The sequence below is a fragment of the Streptomyces sp. NPDC018019 genome (assembly GCF_044327805.1).
Classification (GTDB): domain Bacteria; phylum Actinomycetota; class Actinomycetes; order Streptomycetales; family Streptomycetaceae; genus Streptomyces.
In genome coordinates, this window is sequence record NZ_JBIRGD010000019.1 from 40643 (window position 1) to 53588 (window position 12946).

Below are 12946 nucleotides of genomic sequence, written 5' to 3' on the forward strand. Positions count from 1 at the left end.
AGGTGTCCTGCCAGATGCGGCGGGACGGCTCCTCCGGGTATGTGGTGACGGTCGGCCGGGGGGGCGAAGAGCTGGACGAGGCGGCAGTCGGTGTCGTACGCGGGCCAGCCCGGGTCGCCGTCGGCGGCGAACGCCGTCCACGCGGCGCGCATGCGGGCCGAAAGGGCCTCCGCCTCCGGGGGGGGTGCGTCGCCGATCAGTACGGCGGGCTGGCTCGGTCGAGGTTGCCGAAGACGAGGGGGACGTCGGGACGTCCAGGCCGTGGCAGGCGCCGAAGGCACCGTCCATGCCCGGCGCCTGCCAGGTCAGCTCGTAGGCGTGGGCTCGGCCGCCGGCCGCGGTCCGGGCCTCGGCGAGGTGGAGGCTCGGCATGCGGAACAGCCGGTCGGAGTGGACCGGTTCGTAGAGCTCGTCCGGGCCGGCGGCCGGGAAGGCGTCGCGGTAGCGGCGTGCGCCGTCCGGGCCGGGGCCGTAGGTGCGCAGGGCGGTCGCGGCCTGCTCCGGTGTCACCTGTCCGAGCAGGCCGTCGATCGCGGTGAAGAGCCGCTGCTCGTGCCGGGTGTGGCCGACGAGGAGCGGGATGCCCGGGCGGCGCCGTCCGCCAGGGCCTGCCACGGCGGGACCGGCAGGGTGTCGCTCTCGACGACCGGTGAGACCGGGAGGGTCCGGTGTGCGGCGGTGCCCCAGCGCGGCGCGTGCCGGTCCACCGTGGCGCCGACGGTGTCGCCGGCGGCGGACAGCCGGGCCGGGGTCACCGTGGAAAGTTTGCGCGCCGTGGGTTCGAGCCCCAGCTCGGCGGCGCAGGCGGCGGCGATGTCGGCGGCCAGCTCCGGTGCGCAGAACGTGCCCTGCACGCTCTGCGCGACGGCCCGGCCGAAGAGCCCGGCCGCCCGCGGTATCGCCAGAAGCGAGGCGACCGATCCGGCGCCCGCCGACTGGCCGAAGACCGTGACCCGGTCCGGGTCGCCGCCGAACGCCCGGATGTGGTCCCGTACCCATTCCAGGGCGGCGATCTGGTCGAGCAGGCCCCGGTTGGCGGGCGCTCCTGCGAACAGTCCAAAACCCTCCAGGCCCACCCGGTAGTTGAAGGTCACCACGACGACACCGGACCGCGCCAGGCAGCCGCCGTCGTACTCGGGAAGGGCGGACGTGCCGATCATGTAGGCGCCGCCTTGGATTTACACCAGCACCGGCAGCCCCGCGGCCGGGCCCGGTTCGGGGGACAGACGTTGAGCGGCAGCCAGTCGTCGGCGGCGTCCTGCGACAACGCTTCCATGCCGAAGTTGGCCGCCTTGCGGGGGCGGTGGCCCGTACGCCAGGGCCGGTCGCACCCCGTCCCACCGCGGCACCGCCCGCGGCGCGGCGAACCGCAGGGCGCCGACCGGCGGCTCGGCGAACGGGATGCCGCGGAAGACCGCCACACCCGCCTCCACGCTGCCGCGCAACGCCCCGGCCGCCGTACGGACCTCGGGCCCGGGACCGGACGGTTCCGGTACGGCAGCGGTCATGACGACTCCCCCTCCGGGCGGGCGGGGCGCGGGCACAGGCGTGTGCGGCCCCGGCGTCTCGCATCGTCCCGCCGCCGCGCGGTACCGCGCCGGCCCTTTACCGGTGGCCCGGGGCGAGGCGGCTCGTCAGGCCCCCACCACCCCGTCGATCCCCTCGCGCAGGAAGTCGGCGTGGCCGTTGTGGCGGGCGTATTCGAGGGTGACGTGGAGCATCACGACGCGCAGGGACACGTCGGTGCCCCAGCGGGGCTGGTGGCCGGTCACGTCCAGACAGGGGGCGGCGCGTTCGATGCGGCGGGCGTGCTCGACCTCGGTGTGCCAGGCGCCGAACGCGTCGGCGCGGGTGGCCGTGCCGGGGTCGTACGCCGCCTGGTAGTCGCCCTCCGGCGACCACACGAGCGGGATGTCCTCCTTGTTGATCACCCGCCGGAACCAGGTGCGTTCCACCTCCGCCAGGTGCCGGACGAGGCCGAGCAGCGACAGCGTGGACGGCGGCATCGACCGGCTGCGCAGCTCCTCGGCGGAGAGGCCGTCGCACTTCATGGCGAGGGTGGCGCGGTGGAAGTCGAGGTAGGCGCGGAGCGTGTCGCGCTCGCCCGCGCGCATCGGCGGTCGGGGGCGTTCGGTGGTCATCTGTTTCCTTTCGACCGCGCCGATCCTGCCGGGCGCGCGAGGCCGCCGCACCTCGTTTCCGCGTCCGTCCGGGCGCGTACGGGCGGTGATCCGTGTCACTTCCGGAGGAGCGTGCGGGAGCGGCGCGTACGGTGCCGCCTCCGTTCTTGTCCCGGGCGCAAGGACTCCTTGCGGGGCGTGCAGTGGAGTCACCGCGCCGTCCGTTCCAGGCTGCGGGAACCAGGTGCGGAGCAACTCCGCACGCGAGGGACGGGAGTTGTCCATGGTGCTGGGGAAGCAGGGTGGGCCGACGCGCGCCGGGGATGTGCTGGCGGTGGTCGACCAGGGCGGGTCGTCGGTCGGGTTCTTCGCCGTCGGCACGTACGAGAAGCTCGGTGCGCTCGGCGTTCCGAGCGAGCCGCACGAGCTCTGCTACGACCCGCGGCGGCGCCTGCTGTACTGCACGATCACCTACCGCTCCGGCTCGTATCACCGGAACACGGGCCGCAACCACCAGGTCTGCGTCATCGATCCGGACGCACGGGAACTCGTCGGGATCATCGACACCTTCCCGGACCACGCCCCGCACGGTCTGGCGCTCGACCAGGAGCGCGGTCTGCTCTACGTGTGCGTGGAGGCCGGTGACGGCACGCCGGGCGGGCTGGTGGTGTACGACACCACGACGCGCAAGCGCGTACGGCGCATCGGCACCCTGGCCGCCGGGACCCACTGGTTCACCCTCGCGCCGGACGGCCGGCGCGGCTACGCCGCCAACAAGGAGGCGCCGTTCGTCTCGGTCGTCGACACGGAGACCGGGATCTTCCTCGGGCGGATCGAGGTGCCGGGCAGCGAGGGCCTGGCCGTCTCGCCCGACGGCCGGTACCTGTACGTGGCGGCGCCCTTCGCCGGCCCGACCGCGGAGCCCGTACGGGAGACGGGAGTGCGGGTGTTCGAGACGGCGACCGGGCGGCACGTGCGGACGCTGCCCACCGGGGGCGCCGTGACGCCGGTGCACACCACCGCGGGCGGACTGGTGCTGGCCGGTGAGGCGCGGGTGGCCGAAGACGGCGGTTCGCCGCCGGGCCGGCAGACGGCCGGTGTGCTGAACGTGTATGCGCCGGGGACGCATGAACCGGCCGGGCAGGTGGAGGTCGGCGTCTTCCCGCTGACGATCGGCTCGTCGCCGGACGGCGCGCTGGCCTATGTGTCCAACGCGTTCTCCGGCACCGTCACCGTGGTGGACCTGGAATCCCTGCGGCCGGTGCGCACGCTGGAGATCTCCGGGGGCGGCGTGGCGGGGGCCCACGGGCTGGCGTACGTGCCGGGGCCGGACGCGGCGTGAGGGGCCGTCCGTGGAGCGCGGGGCCGGTGGGGATGGACGTAACGTCCCGTCCTGTATACGGACCCGGCCCCCCGCTCTACGGACGTTTTCCGGCCAACTATTGACCGGCCACTGACAATCGCGGCCCTCAGATGGCACTCTTCCCCGCATCCGTTGCGCGGAGCCCCACACCGCACCACTCCGCGCCCACGGCCCGCTCGTCGCTCCAAGCGCCCGGCTCACCCGCACCTGGTGCCTCCCCCCACACGTTCCACGTGTTCTGCCTCGCTCTGCCCGGACGGTCACTCCGCCGCCCGGTCCCCCTCGGCCGCACCCCCGGTCGCGGCCACCGCAGAAGGAGTCAGTGTGAGACGCACCCCCCATCGGCGCGCCGTCGCGACCGGCGCCGTGGTCGCCATGGCCGCGATGCTGACCGTGACCGTTCAGGCAGGTGCCGGCACCGCCGCCGCACCCGGGCCCGGCCAGGTCCACGCACAGCCCGACCCGGGCGCGCTGCCCGCGAAACTGACCCCGGCGCAGCGTGCGGAACTGCTGCGGGAGGCCAGCGCCGGCGCCGCCGGAACGGCGAAGCAGCTCAAGCTCGGCCCCAAGGAGAAGCTGGTCGTCAGGGACGTCGTCAAGGACGTCGACGGCAGTGTGCACACCCGTTACGAGCGCACCTACGCGGGCCTGCCGGTGCTCGGCGGCGGCCTGGTCGTCCACGAGGCGCCCAACGGGAAGGTGCGCGGCGTCACCAAGGCGGTGCGCTCGCAGCTCGACGTGCCGACCACCACCGCGAAGCTCGCGCCGGCCGCGGCGGAACAGAAGGCGGTCAAGGCCTCACAGGCGCAGGGCGCCAGGAAGTCCGAGGCCCGGGAGCCGCGCAAGGTGGTCTGGGTCGCCGACGGCAAGCCGGTCCTCGCGTACGAGACGGTCGTCGGCGGCGTCCAGGAGGACGGCACCACGCCCAACGAGCTGCACGTGATCACGAACGCGGCCACCGGTGCGCAGCTGACCGAGTGGCAGGCCGTCCAGGAGGGCACCGGCAACAGCATGTACAGCGGCCAGGTCACACTGGGCACCGCACCCTCGTACACGCTGACCGACACCACCCGCGGCAACCACAAGACCTACAACCTCAACCGCGGCACCTCCGGCACCGGCACGCTGTTCACCGACGCGGACGACGTCTGGGGCGACGGCACCCCGCAGAACGCCCAGACGGCCGGTGTGGACGCGCACTACGGCGCGGCGCTGACCTGGGACTACTACAAGAACGTGCACGGCCGCAGCGGCATCAGGGGCGACGGCGTCGGCGCCTACAGCCGGGTGCACTACGGCAACAACTACGTCAACGCGTTCTGGCAGGACAGCTGCTTCTGCATGACGTACGGCGACGGCAGCGGCAACGTCAAGCCGCTGACCTCCATCGACGTCGCGGCCCACGAGATGACCCACGGCGTCACCTCGGCCACCGCCAACCTCACCTACAGCGGCGAGCCGGGCGGCCTGAACGAGGGCACCTCGGACATCTTCGCCACCGCCGTCGAGTTCAACGCCAACAACCCCAACGACGTCGGTGACTACCTCATCGGCGAGGAAATCAACATCAACGGCAACGGCACGCCGCTGCGCTACATGGACAAGCCCAGCAAGGACGGCCGCTCCAAGGACTACTGGTACTCCGGCATCGGCGGCATCGACGTCCACTACTCCTCCGGCGTCGCCAACCACTTCTTCTACCTGCTGGCCGAGGGCAGCGGACCCAAGGACATCAACGGCGTCCACTACGACAGCCCGACCTACGACAACCTGCCGGTGCCCGGCATCGGCCGGTCCAACGCCGAGAAGATCTGGTTCTCCGCGCTGACCAAGTACATGAACGCGAACACCAACTACGCCGGCGCCCGCACCGCGACGCTGTCCGCCGCGGCCGAGCTGTTCGGCCAGGGCAGCGCCACGTACAACACGGTGGCCAACACCTGGGCGGCGGTCAACGTCGGCCAGCGCGTGCCGGACACCGGGGTCAGCGTGACCAACCCGGGCAACCAGACCAGCACCGTCGGCCAGCCCGCCAGCCTCCAGATCAAGGCCACCAGCAGCAACGCGGGCGCGCTGAAGTACGCGGCGACCGGGCTGCCGGCCGGGCTGAGCATCAACCAGGACTCCGGGCTGATCTCGGGCACGCCGACCACCGCGGGGACCGGCAACGTGACGGTCACCGTCACCGACTCCGCCAACAAGACCGGGACGGCCAGCTTCACCTGGACCGTCAAACCGGCCGGCGGCGGTGACGTCTTCGAGAACCTCGACGACGTGCAGATCCCGGACGCGGGCAGCGCGGTCAACTCGCCGGTCAAGGTGACCCGGACGGGCAACGCGCCGAGCGCCCTGAAAGTGGACGTGGACATCGTCCACACCTACCGCGGCGACCTGGTGATCGACCTGGTGGCCCCGGACGGCACCGCCTACCGGCTGAAGAACTCCGACGCGGCCGACTCGGCGGCGAACGTGAAGGCCACGTACACCGTCAACGCCTCCTCCGAGGCGGCGGAAGGCACCTGGAACCTGCGGGTCCGGGACGTCTACCAGCAGGACTCCGGCTACATCAACAGCTGGAAGCTGACCTTCTGAGCTGACGGCGGCCGCGCGCGGGCCAACCGCCGCGACCCGCCGCCCAGTTCGGCGTCCACCAGACCGGGCGTCGCCCCTCACCTGGGGCGACGCCCGCTCCGTTGCGTACAACTCCGGCATACGAACAGTGATGTTCGCTCTACGGACGATTTCCCGCCAACTTCCCGACCACCCCCTGACATGCACGCGTTCGAGTGGCAGTCTTCCCCCTCAAGTCACACCCGCATCGCTTTGCACCCCCACCCTTGGCAAAGTCGAAGGAGCACGCGTGTCCCCCCACATATCCCGTAAGGCGCGTATCACCGGTATCTCCCTGGCGGCGGCCGGCGCCCTGATAGCCGGGGCCGTCACGGCCGGTACCGCGGGCGCCTCCCCCACAGGCCCCGACACCACCGCGAAGGCCGCGAAGGCCGCGGCGGCCTCGCCCGTCCAGCTGACCGCCTCGCACCGCGCCGAACTGCTGCGCGACGCCGGCGCCACCAAGGCCCGGGCGGCGAAGGAACTGGGCCTGGGCGCCCAGGAGAAGCTCGTCGTCAAGGACGTCGTCAAGGACGCCGACGGCACCACCCACACCCGCTACGACCGCACCTTCGCCGGACTGCCGGTCCTCGGCGGCGACCTGATCGTGCACCGGGCCAAGGACGGCGCGGTCAAGAGCACGACCAAGGCCAACAGCGCGAAGATAGCCGTCGCCTCGACCACCCCGAAGATCGCCCCGAAGGCCGCGGCCCAGGCCGCCCAGGGCACCGCGAAGTCGTTCGGCGCCAAGCAGGCCGCCGCCGTGACGCCCAAGAAGGTCGTCTGGGCCGCCTCCGGCAAGCCGGTCCTGGCGTACGACACCGTGGTCGGCGGCTTCCAGAAGGACGGCACGCCCAACCAGCTGCACGTCATCACCGACGCCGACACCGGCAAGAAGCTCTTCCAGTACCAGGGCATCGAGAACGGCGCGGGCACCAGCGCCTACAGCGGCTCGGTCGAGATCGGCACGAAGAAGGGCGGCAGCGGCTTCGAGCTGACCGACGAGGGGCGCGGCGGCCACTCCACGTTCAACCTGAGCGGCAGCGAGAGCGGCGAGGGCAAGCTGTTCACCGACGAGGACGACAAGTGGGGCAACGGCAAGGCCGACGACCCGCAGACCGCCGCCGTCGACGCCGCCTACGGCGCCCAGCTGACCTGGGACTACTACAAGACCGTGCACGGCCGCGCAGGCATCAAGGGCGACGGCAAGGGCGCCACCTCGCGCGTCCACTACGGCCAGAACTACGCCAACGCGTTCTGGGACGACAGCTGCTTCTGCATGACGTACGGCGACGGCGAGGGCAACAAGAAGCCCCTCACCTCGATCGACGTGGCGGCGCACGAGATGAGCCACGGCGTCACCTCGGCCACCGCCAACCTCACCTACAGCGGCGAGTCGGGCGGCCTGAACGAGGCCACCTCCGACATCTTCGGCACCTCCGTGGAGTTCTTCGCGAAGAACAAGGAGGACGCCGGCGACTACCTGATCGGCGAGAAGATCGACATCGCCGGTGACGGCAAGCCGCTGCGCTACATGGACAAGCCCTCCAAGGACGGCCAGTCCCTGGACAGCTGGACCCCGGAGGCCGGCAACGTCGACGTGCACTACTCCTCGGGCATCGCCAACCACTTCTTCTACCTGCTCTCCGAGGGCAGCGGCGCGAAGGAAATCGGCGGCGTCAAGTACGACAGCCCGACCGCGGACGGCAAGAAGGTCGAGGGCATCGGCCGGGACAAGGCCGAGAAGATCTGGTTCAAGGCGCTGACCACGTACATGACCTCGAACACCGACTACAAGGGCGCCCGTGAGGCGACCGTCAAGGCGGCCACCGACCTGTTCGGCGCGGACAGCGCCGAGGTCAAGGGCGTCGAGGCGGCCTGGACGGGTGTCGCGGTGAAGTAAGGGCGGTACGGCCGGCCCGTCCTCCCGGGACGGCGCACCCCACGACCGGGCGGTGTCCGGAGGCTCCCAACCTCCCTTCGGACACCGCCCTTCCACATGCCCGGCGGCGTCCGGTGCCGGACCGGTGACTAGGGTGCCCGTATGAGCGATGAGGGGGCGACCGTCCGGGTGCTGCTGGCGGACGACGAGGCGATGATCCGGGCCGGGGTGCGCGCCATCCTCGGCGCCGCGCCCGGCATCGAGGTGGTCGCGGAGGCGGCCGACGGGCGGCAGGCGGTGGACCTGGCGCTGCGGCACCGGCCCGACGTCTGCCTGCTGGACATCCGGATGCCGCGCCTGGACGGCCTGGGCGCCGCGGCCGAACTGCGCCGGACGCTGCCGGAGACCGCCGTGGTGATGCTCACGACCTTCTCCGAGGACACGTACGTGGCCGGCGCCCTCGGCTCCGGCGCCAGCGGCTTCCTGCTGAAGACCGGCGACCCGCGCGAGCTGATCACCGGGGTGCGGGCCGCCGCCGAGGGCGGCGCGTATCTCTCGCCGTCCGTGGCCCGCCGCGTCATCAGCCAGTTCGCCGGCGGCGCGCTGGGCAGGGCGGCCGCGGCCCGGACCCGTACCGAAGAGCTGACCGGGCGCGAGCGCGAGGTGCTCGCCCTGGTCGGTGCCGGACTGTCGAACGCGGAGATCGCCGGCCGGCTGTACGTCGTCGAGGGCACGGTCAAGGCGTACGTCAGCGCGATCCTGGCCCGGCTGGGCCTGAAGAACCGCGTACAGGCGGCGATCCTCGCGTACGAGGCGGGTCTGGTCCGGGACGAGTGAACCGGCCGGGGCGGGCCCGCCCGGTGGTCCGCTTACTTTCGTCAGGGGCGCCGGCGGGCCCCGATCGGCGAAGCTGGCCCGTATGTTCACCCGTCTCCCGCGGCTCGTGCCGCCCGCCGGCCGGCGCCCCTGGTGGGCCGCCCGGCTGCTGGACGTCTGCCTGTGGCTGGCCCTGTCCCTGCCGTTCACCGCCGCCTTCGACGACGACCTCGGCGCCCGGGCGTGGCGGGCGCTGATCGGCATCCCGCTGCTGGGCGCGGCGGTGGCGGTGCGCCGGACGTGGCCGCTGGCGGCGCTCGCCGTGCCCCTCGGGCTGGCGCTGGCCACCAGCCGGGACCTGTTCACGGTGGAATACACCGCCGCGCTGGCCGTGCTGGCGTACCTGGCCGGCGTACGGGCCGAGCGGGCCCGCGCCGCCCTCTGGCTCTTCGCGGGCGTCGCGGCCGTCAGCCTGCCGCTGTGCGTCGTCCTCACCCGCAACATGTGGCCGTGGTTCTCCGCGGTGCTCACCCTGCTCTTCAACGTCGTCCTGCCGTGGCTGCTCGGCCGGTACCGCCGCCAGTACGCGGCCCTGGTCCGTACGGGCTGGCAGCTCGCCGAGCGGATGGAGCACGAGCAGCAGGTGGTCGCCGACCGCACCCGGCTGCGCGAACGGGCCCGGATCGCCGGGGACATGCACGACTCGCTCGGCCACGAACTGGCGCTGCTCACCCTGCGGGCCGGGGCCCTGGAGGTCGATCCGCGGCTGGCGCCGGACCAGCGGGCGGCGGTCGGTGAACTGCGGGCGGCGGCGGGCGCGGCGGCCGAACACCTGCGGGACATCATCGGCGTGCTGCGCACCGACGACCGGACCGAGCCGTCCCGGCTGCCCGCCGACGACAGCGTCGAGGCCCTCGTCGAACGCGCCCGGGCCTCCGGCCTGGACGTCTCGCTGCGGCGCGCCGGGGTACCGGAGGGGGATGTGGCGGCCATGCCGGTGATGGGCGGGCGTGCCGTGTACCGCGTCGTCCAGGAGGGTCTGACCAACGCCGCGAAGCACGCGCCGGGCGCGCCGGTGGACGTGCGGCTGGACGGCGACGGGCGGCGGCTGGACGTCACGGTCACCAACGCGGCGCCCCCGCCCGGCACGGCGCCCGCCCCGGCCCCGGTCTCCGGCGGCAACGGGCTGGTGGGGCTGGACGAGCGGGTCCGGCTGGCGGGCGGTGAACTGCGCGCCGGGCCGACGCCCGCGGGCGGCTTCGAGGTCGCGGCGCGGCTGCCGACGACCGGCCGGGCGCCGGTGCGCGGCCCCGGCGACACCTCCCGGTGGAGCCTGTCGCAGCGGGAACTGGCGTCCGCCCGGGAGCGGGTGCGGCGGCGGCTGGTGCAGACCGTGACCGTGCCGGCCGCGCTGTTCACCGGACTGCTGCTGGTCATGGGCGTCTTCGCGCTGATCAGCCCGTCCTGGTCGGTGCTGGACCGTGGGACGTACGAGCGGCTGCGGATCGGCGAGGACCGGGCGGCGGTGGAGGCGCGGCTGCCGTTCTTCTCCGTGGACGTACCACCGGACGGCACCCCCGCCCCGCCGCCCGGCCACACCTGCCGGTACTACGGCTACCGCGCGTACACCGACGACGTGGCGTACCAACTGTGCTTCGCGGACGGCCGGCTGGCGTCGAAGGACGTCGTCCACCGCCGGGACCGGCCGTCGGCGCGGTAGCCGTGGCGCCGCTCCGTCACCTCACCTCCAGCACGATCTTCCCCGTCGTCCGGCCGGTCTCGCCCATTTCGTGCGCCTTCGCGGCCTCCGCCAGGGGGAAGGCCGCGGCGATGTGCGCACGCAGCCTGCCGGATGCGGCGAGGGCGGCGATCTCCCGCATGCCCGCGTGGTCGGCCTCGACGATCATCTGTGCCAGGCGGACCCCGCGTTCGGCGGCCCGGGCGGTCTCCTGCGGGGTGGCGCCGACGAGGATCGTGACGACGGTCCCGCCCTCGCGCACCACCTCCAGGGAGCGGGTGAGGGTGTCGCCGCCGATGGTGTCCAGGACCACGTCGACCGTCCCGGCGGCCTCGGTGAAATCGGTCTCCCGGTAGTCGATCACCTCGTCGGCGCCGAGCGAGCGCAGGAAGTCGTGCTTGCCCGCACTGGCCGTGCCGATCACATGGGCGCCCCTGGCCTTGGCGATCTGTACGGCGAGGTGGCCGACGCCGCCCGCCGCCGCGTGGATCAGGACCCGTCGGCCGGGCCCGATGTCCGCGGTGTCCACCAGGGCCTGGTACGCGGTGAGCGCGGCCAGCGGCAGGGCGCCCGCCTGGACGTGGTCGAGGGCGGCGGGCTTGTGCACGAAGGCGCGCGCGGGGCCGGTGACGTACTCGGCGTGGGTGCCGACGCCGTACGGGTACGGGACCATGCCGAAGACCTCGTCGCCCGGTTCGAACAGGGTGACGCCGATGCCGACGGCCGTCACGACGCCGGAGACGTCCCAGCCCAGGACGCGGGGCAGCTCCTTGATGAAGAGTCCGGCCGCGCGGTGCTTCCAGTCGGTGGGGTTGACCCCGGCGGCGCGGACCGCGATCTGGATCTGGCCGACGCCCGGCTCGGGGCGGGGAAGTTCGGTTTCCTTCAGGACCTCGGGTCCGCCGGTGACGTCCTGGCTGATGGCACGCATGGTGTGTTCGCTCATGCCGTCCAGCATCATCGGCCGTCCGGACCGCGACAATGGCACGATGGCCATCTCCCGATAGGATCGTGCCATGCGTACGCATCGTGTGGTGGTCCTGGCCCTGGAGGGCGTCTATCCGTTCGAGCTCGGCATACCAGGGCGGGTCTTCGGCGCCGCCGACGGCCGCTACGAAGTGCTGACCTGCTCGGCCGACGGGCGCCCGGTGCGCTGCGGCGCCGACTTCTCGATCACCGTCGAGCACGGGCCGGAGGTGCTGCGCACCGCCGACACGGTGGTGATCCCGTCCATCGCCCCCGACCACGTCCGCAGCGAGCTGCCGGACACGGTCGCCGCCGCGCTGGCGATGGTCCGCCCCGGTACGCGCACCGTGTCGATCTGCACCGGCGCCTACGTCCTGGCCGCCGCCGGACTGCTGGACGGCCGCCCGGCCACCACCCACTGGCAGCTCACCGAGGACTTCCGGCGGCGCTTCCCGAAGGTCCGGCTCACCCCCGACGTGCTCTTCGTCGACGACGGCGACGTGCTCACCTCGTCCGGCGCCGCCTCCGGCATCGACGTGTGCCTGCACCTGGTGCGCGCGGACCACGGCGGCGCGCTCGCCAACCACGCGGCCCGGAAGTGCGTCGTACCGCCGTTCCGCGACGGCGGCCAGGCCCAGTACGTCGAACAGCCGGTGCCCGCACCGACCGCGACCGGCACCGCGGCCACCCAGCAGTGGGCCCTGGAGCACCTGGACGAGCCGCTGACCCTGACCCGGCTAGCCCGGCACGCCGGGATGAGCCTGCGCACCTTCAACCGCCGGTTCCGCGACGAGACCGGGCTCAGCCCCGGGCGGTGGCTGATCCAGCAGCGGCTGCTGCGCGCCCGCCAGCTGCTGGAGACCAGCGACCTGCCGGTGGACCTGATCGCCGGGCAGGTCGGCTTCGCGGGCGGCGCGTCCCTGCGGCAGCATCTGCACGCCGCGATCGGCGTCTCGCCGCAGACCTACCGGCGCACCTTCCGGGCTCCTCGCGCGGCGACGGGCGGGACCAGCCGGCGGTTCCCACTGGCTGATCCCGCCCGTCGCGCCCCCGTCCGGCTGTACGCGGCCGTACAGCCGGTCTAGCTTGGCCGGGTCCGGCTCGTACCGGAACGGACCACCGAGAGGGGACCCCCACCATGGCGTTCGGATTCGTCGCCTTCCACTACCCGGCTCCCGAGCACGTCGAGGAGTTCGTCGCCGAGTGCCACCAGGTCGCCGAGGCGGCGCGGTCGCAGCCGGGCTTCCTGTCCGTGGGGGTCTGGGTCACCCCGGACGGCGAAGCCGTCGTCACCACCGGCGCCTTCGAGACCGAGGAGGCCTTCCGCGCGGCGGCCGAGGTGGGCCGCGAGCTGGGCGCGACACCCGAGGGCCTGAGCGACCTGGAGGTCCGGCCCCGCCAGGTCCACTTCCTCGTGTCGCGGTGAACGCCACGGCCGGGGCCGCGCACGA

General features: G+C 73.0%; 9 protein-coding genes and 1 pseudogene. 7 read left to right on the plus strand and 3 right to left on the minus strand.

Annotated features, from left to right (window positions below):
* Positions 1-506: 506 nt before the first annotated feature.
* Together ACH4FX_RS28130 and ACH4FX_RS28135 are read right to left on the minus strand one after the other, a co-directional pair.
* Positions 507-1508: pseudogene (locus tag ACH4FX_RS28130) on the minus strand (carboxylesterase family protein).
* A gap of 126 nt (positions 1509-1634) precedes the next feature.
* On the minus strand, positions 1635-2141 hold the full coding sequence (locus ACH4FX_RS28135; protein WP_398483539.1) for a DinB family protein: 507 nt from the start codon (positions 2139-2141) through the stop codon (positions 1635-1637).
* A gap of 262 nt (positions 2142-2403) precedes the next feature.
* On the opposite strand from ACH4FX_RS28135, the gene ACH4FX_RS28140 reads away from it, so the two are divergent.
* From ACH4FX_RS28140 to ACH4FX_RS28160, 5 genes are all read left to right on the plus strand, one after another.
* On the plus strand, positions 2404-3462 hold the full coding sequence (locus ACH4FX_RS28140; RefSeq protein ID WP_398483541.1) for a YncE family protein: 1059 nt from the start codon (positions 2404-2406) through the stop codon (positions 3460-3462).
* Between the two features lie 345 nt (positions 3463-3807).
* The gene (locus tag ACH4FX_RS28145) at positions 3808-6075 is read left to right on the plus strand and encodes a M4 family metallopeptidase (RefSeq protein ID WP_398483543.1); all 2268 of its coding nucleotides are present in this window, start codon (positions 3808-3810) and stop codon (positions 6073-6075) included.
* A gap of 268 nt (positions 6076-6343) precedes the next feature.
* Entirely contained in the window at positions 6344-7996 is a 1653-nt protein-coding gene (locus ACH4FX_RS28150) for a M4 family metallopeptidase (protein WP_398483545.1), read from the plus strand.
* A 141-nt stretch (positions 7997-8137) separates the two neighbouring features.
* Positions 8138-8812, plus strand: coding sequence for a response regulator (locus ACH4FX_RS28155; RefSeq protein ID WP_398483547.1), 675 nt, complete (start codon positions 8138-8140; stop codon positions 8810-8812).
* 82 nt (positions 8813-8894) lie between these two features.
* The gene (locus ACH4FX_RS28160) at positions 8895-10511 is read left to right on the plus strand and encodes a sensor histidine kinase (protein ID WP_398483548.1); all 1617 of its coding nucleotides are present in this window, start codon (positions 8895-8897) and stop codon (positions 10509-10511) included.
* Between the two features lie 16 nt (positions 10512-10527).
* Here the strand turns inward: ACH4FX_RS28160 and ACH4FX_RS28165 are convergent, their stop codons facing one another.
* Positions 10528-11460 (minus strand): NADP-dependent oxidoreductase, encoded by a 933-nt coding sequence (locus ACH4FX_RS28165; protein WP_398483745.1) that lies wholly within the window; start codon positions 11458-11460, stop codon positions 10528-10530.
* Positions 11461-11545: 85 nt separating this feature from the next.
* Between ACH4FX_RS28165 and ACH4FX_RS28170 the strand changes: the two genes are divergently transcribed.
* Together ACH4FX_RS28170 and ACH4FX_RS28175 are read left to right on the plus strand one after the other, a co-directional pair.
* Entirely contained in the window at positions 11546-12580 is a 1035-nt protein-coding gene (locus ACH4FX_RS28170; RefSeq protein WP_398483550.1) for a GlxA family transcriptional regulator, read from the plus strand.
* A 53-nt stretch (positions 12581-12633) separates the two neighbouring features.
* A complete protein-coding gene (locus ACH4FX_RS28175) occupies positions 12634-12921 on the plus strand; it encodes an antibiotic biosynthesis monooxygenase family protein (protein ID WP_398483552.1) in 288 nt (95 codons plus the stop codon).
* The last annotated feature ends 25 nt before the right edge of the window (positions 12922-12946 follow it).

Bases quoted from the DNA above. Each gene is read 5' to 3' on its own strand.
- ACH4FX_RS28135 (WP_398483539.1), bottom strand. From the start codon at position 2,141: ATGACCACCGAACGCCCCCGACCGCCGATGCGCGCGGGCGAGCGCGAC.
- ACH4FX_RS28140 (WP_398483541.1), top strand. From the start codon at position 2,404: ATGGTGCTGGGGAAGCAGGGTGGGCCGACGCGCGCCGGGGATGTGCTG.
- ACH4FX_RS28155 (WP_398483547.1), top strand. From the start codon at position 8,138: ATGAGCGATGAGGGGGCGACCGTCCGGGTGCTGCTGGCGGACGACGAG.
- ACH4FX_RS28160 (WP_398483548.1), top strand. From the start codon at position 8,895: ATGTTCACCCGTCTCCCGCGGCTCGTGCCGCCCGCCGGCCGGCGCCCC.
- ACH4FX_RS28165 (WP_398483745.1), bottom strand. From the start codon at position 11,460: ATGCGTGCCATCAGCCAGGACGTCACCGGCGGACCCGAGGTCCTGAAG.
- ACH4FX_RS28170 (WP_398483550.1), top strand. From the start codon at position 11,546: ATGCGTACGCATCGTGTGGTGGTCCTGGCCCTGGAGGGCGTCTATCCG.
- ACH4FX_RS28175 (WP_398483552.1), top strand. From the start codon at position 12,634: ATGGCGTTCGGATTCGTCGCCTTCCACTACCCGGCTCCCGAGCACGTC.